Raw genomic sequence first — 4,818 nt, forward strand, 5'->3', positions numbered from 1 at the left:
GTTTTATAGAATAAATGGTATTACTCAAGTTTTTCAAGTCAATTATATTGTTGACACCAGCATCTGTTTAAAAAGTTTTTAGTATTTGTTCAGAAAGATTGATTACTTGAAATTCAGAATTCTTAGCTGATATAACGGTAATAATTCTTTGGTTTGGATTTGGGTAATTTCTACTTCAGGGGTCTCTTCAAAATTATTAGTACTAAGAAATCTCACAGAAATAGAGGCCGAAGTGATGGTAATACCCTCTGCAAATTTTAATTACAGTTTAACCACTTTGAAAAGATGTTTTCTGCAAAAAAAAGGCCTTGATTTTGAGTCAAGACCTTTTGCATTATTTTAAAAAATGAGATTATTTAAAATTCCATCCTAGCGTTACACCAAAAGCTACTGGTGTAATTTCAGCTTCTTTATCAGTACTGTACAAGCCATTAGCTTTCCTATCAGCTGTAGATGTTGGATTATAACCAATATAGGATTCATTCTTGTTTTGGTCTAAAATTGTACCATATCCATTTTCTAGAAACATGGCCGCATACAACGAACTCTTTTTTCCCATTTCAAATGTAAATCCTAACTCAAAAGAACTCATAACAATTCCTTTAGTTTTGTACTCTCCTGATGCTGAATAATTATTTTGTTGACCAAAACCAAATTCTGGTAAATTATCAATAGTCAGGTTTACATCTGGATAATATGCAGTACCATTTACGTAATCGGCTTGTGCTTTAATTTGATAGTTTACAGGTAAAAAATACTTAGCTCCGGCTCTAAAATTAAAATCAGTACCCTTGTTAATATTTGTTTTATACTGCACAAAAAGAGGGATTTGCAAAGCATGTAAAGTTTGTTTTTCTCTATAGTTGTTTGTAGTCATGTTGTAAACAAATGCCGAGGTGGAAGCATCAACTTCAAAATTTGAAAGTGTTGCAGTAGGCCTAGAAAAAGAAACTTCTTGCTTGTATTGCGAGAACTCTAACCCGGTACCAATTCCAAAATGACTATTTAAAGAATAAATATAACCTGCCTTTATAGCTCCACCAAGGCGATTACCGGTTTGTATACCAGTAATGTCACTCTGAATATTTCCGATTCCCGATTGTATGCCTACATAAAACTGTGCAGCTATACCTTGTGAAATTAAGAAAGCTATAGTTCCTATTATGTTTTTAATATTGAATTTCATAGATATAAAATTTATTTTTTAGCGTTCCTATATTTCATCGCCTTTAATTTATTGGTTATTGCTCACGCAAACTTGTTGATAATGGCGATTTTATACTTGTTTTTTAAATTAGAATAATCCATCCTCATTCGTAAAAAATGAGGATGTCATATTCTTTAAATTATTTATTTTCTTACTAAAAGGTTTTTAGTAAAATAGGTACCATTTGCTAAGGTTATTTTTACAATATAAATTCCCTCAACAATCGGAGCTATCATGTCAATATTGTTTTGACTTGTATTTAAAGTAGTTAACAAGTTCCCTGTTAAGTTAAAAACCTCAACACGTGCATTCTGTATTCTACTTGCACTAATATTAGTCATTAATTGGAAAGTCGTATTGCTTCTAACAGGGTTTGGAACAATTCTCATGTATTCTTCTTCTATTGTTGGAGAGAGAGTTAACGGACAGCTTGTAATTAATGTTCCGTCCAGTTTTGTTGCTACTGCGTAATAAGTTCCATTCAAAGCACTATTTTCTTTAAAATACTGTGAAGTTTGTCCTGGAACTAAAATCCCATTTTTATACCAGCTGTACGATTTGAAATTCTTCGAACTGTTGTCAAAGAATATAATATTTTCAAATTGTTTTCTGATTAGGTTGGGCTGACTAGCTACTACTGGTAAAATAACTGCCGGAGCTGCGTTGTAATTCATGTTTCCTGCTTGCGATGCTGTAATAGTTGCAGAACCATAATTTTGGAAAAATAATGAATTATTAGAAACAGAAGCAATGTTTGCGTTAGAAGAAGCATAATTTACTGCTAAACCACTATTTGAAACAGCAGTCAAAACGATACTAGTTTCTCCATTACAACCAAATCCTAAAGTCTGATTCCATGTAATTACCTGATCTGCTTTCGTAATAGTGAAATTAGAACCGTTATACGTAATGGTGTAATTTCCACCGGCGCTTAAGGTACCTTGTGCAATGGTGTACGTTCCCACATTCTCTCCAGCAGTTCTTGTTAACGCTCCAGTGAAAGAGTCGCCACTAACTAAATTTGGTGAAACAGTGTAAGAGTAAACCGGATTCGTTGTACCATATACTTTGGTTTGTGAAGCATTTGCAGTTACTGTGATCGGTTTTGCCGTAATAGTAAAGTCTTTGCTTACATAAGTAATGTTATAATTAGCTCCTGCACTTAAGTTACCTTGTGTGATAGCATAGTTTCCAATATTTTCTCCCGCGGCTCTCGTTAAAGCTCCCGTGAAAGAATTGCCACTTACTAAACTTGGCGAAACAGTATAAGAGTAAACTGGGTTTGCAGTTCCATATACTTTGGTTTGTGAAGCATCTGCCGTAACAGTAATAGGTTTGGCTGTGATACTAAAATCTTTACTTATATACGAAATATCATAATTAGAACCTGCACTTAAATTTCCTTGTGTAATAGCATAGTTCCCAATGTTCTCTCCTGCGGTTCTTGTTAAAGTTCCTGTAAAGGCATCACTACCTACTAGACTTGGTGAAAGTGTGTACGCAAAAGAAGGATCTGTTGTTCCATAAACTTTCGTTTGTGATGTAGTTGCTGTTACGGTAATTGGTTTTGCAGTAATAGTAAAATTAGTGCCTGCATAACTAATGGTATAATTAGATCCAGCACTCAAACTTCCTTGGTTAATGCCATAAGTTCCTGTATTTTCTCCAGCAACTCTTGTTAAAGCTCCTGTAAAAGAATCACTACCAACTAAACTTGGTGAAACGGTATAAGCAATAACAGGATCTATTTCCCCATAAACTTTTGTTTGTGATGTAGTTGCCGTTACTGTAATTGGTTTTGCGGTAATAGTAAAGTTAGCACCAGCATAAGTAATTAAATATTTAGACCCAGCTGAAAGCGAACCTAGATTAATGGCATAATTATCAATATTTTCACCATTAACTCTTGTTAAAGATCCTGTAAAAGAATCTCCAGAAAGCAAACTTGGTGACACTGTATAAGTTAAAACAGGATCACTTTCACCATATACTTTAGTTTGAGAAGGTGTTGCAGTTACAGTAACTGGGATTTGGTTTAATTTCAATACATAATTAAATGTAGCAGTACAATTATTAGCATCAGTAGTAGTAACGGTAAAATTACTATCAGCAATTTGAGTTGAAATACCTGTTACCTGTCCAGCTGTTGATAGTGAAAAACCAGAAGGCAAACTTCCCGCTATAACTGCATACGTTTTAGTACCTGTTCCTCCTGAAGCTACAATACTCTGACTATATCCAGTATTGTAATCATACCCAGATAAAACAGTTGTTGTGAAATCAATTGCCGTTGGTTGTGTAATAGTAAAGTTTCTAGTAGCTGTACAACTGTTAGCATCGGTTACTGTTACAGTATAAGTTCCAGCTGCAAGACCAGTAGCAGTAGCAGCCGTTCCGCCAGATGGCGACCATGAGTACGTATATCCACCAGCACCACCAGAAGGAGTCACTGAAGCAGAACCATTAGAACCTCCATTGCAAGATACGTTTGTTTGCGCAGCTGTTGCCGTACTGATAGTCGTTGGTTGTGTAATTACAAAGTTACGAGAAGCTGTACATGCGTTAGCATCGGTCACTGTTACAGTATAAGTTCCAGCTGTAAGACCAGTAGCAGTAGCCGCTGTTCCACCAGATGGAGCCCAAGAGTAAGTATATCCACCAGCACCACCAGAAGGAGTAACTGATGCAGAACCATTAGAACCTCCATTGCAAGACACGTTTGTTTGCGCAGCTGTTGCCGTGCTGATAGTCGTTGGTTGTGTGATTACAAAGTTAAGAGAAGCTGTACAAGAATTTGCATCCGTTACAGTTACGGTATATGTTCCAGCTGTAAGACCAGTAGCAGTAGCCGCTGTTCCACCAGATGGAGCCCATGAGTAAGTATATCCACCAGCACCACCAGAAGGAGTCACTGAAGCTGAACCATTAGAACCTCCATTGCAAGATACGTTTGTTTGCGCAGCTGTTGCCGTACTAATAATCGTTGGTTGTGTGATTACAAAGTTACGAGAAGCTGTACAAGAATTTGCATCCGTTACTGTTACAGTATAAGTTCCAGCTGTAAGACCAGTAGCAGTAGCCGCTGTTCCACCAGATGGAGCCCATGAGTAAGTATATCCACCAGCACCACCAGAAGGAGTCACTGAAGCAGAACCATTAGAACCTCCATTGCAAGACACGTTTGTTTGCGCAGCTGTTGCCGTACTGATAGTCGTTGGTTGTGTGATTACAAAGTTACGAGAAGCTGTACAAGAATTTGCATCCGTTACTGTTACAGTATAAGTTCCAGCTGTAAGACCAGTAGCAGTAGCCGCTGTTCCACCAGATGGAGCCCAAGAGTAAGTATATCCACCAGCACCACCAGAAGGAGTCACCGAAGCAGAACCATTAGATCCACCGTTACAAGACACATTTGTTTGTGCAGCAGTTGCCGTACTAATAATCGTTGGTTGTGTGATTACAAAGGTACGAGAAGCTGTACATGCGTTAGCATCGGTCACTGTTACAGTATAAGTTCCAGCTGTCAGACCAGTAGCAGTAGCCGCTGTTCCACCAGATGGAGCCCATGAGTAAGTATATCCACCAGCACCACCAGAAGGAGTCACAGAAGC

At 37.4% G+C, this 4,818-nt stretch carries 2 protein-coding genes; both read right to left on the reverse strand.

Annotated elements, in window-relative coordinates; translation table 11 throughout:
* Positions 1 to 352: 352 nt before the first annotated feature.
* Entirely contained in the window at positions 353 to 1,186 is an 834-nt protein-coding gene (locus tag DNC80_RS15185; RefSeq protein ID WP_182651934.1) for an outer membrane beta-barrel protein, read from the reverse strand.
* Between the two features lie 164 nt (positions 1,187 to 1,350).
* Positions 1,351 to 4,818, reverse strand: a 3,468-nt coding sequence (locus tag DNC80_RS15190) for an MBG domain-containing protein (RefSeq protein WP_182651935.1), incomplete at its 5' end; no start/stop codon positions are given.

The sequence above is a fragment of the Flavobacterium sp. SOK18b genome, from assembly GCF_014156605.1.
GTDB lineage: Bacteria > Bacteroidota > Bacteroidia > Flavobacteriales > Flavobacteriaceae > Flavobacterium > Flavobacterium tiangeerense.

Coding starts and splice junctions, on each gene's coding strand:
- DNC80_RS15185 (WP_182651934.1), bottom strand. CDS start 1,186: ATGAAATTCAATATTAAAAACATAATAGGAACTATAGCTTTCTTAATT.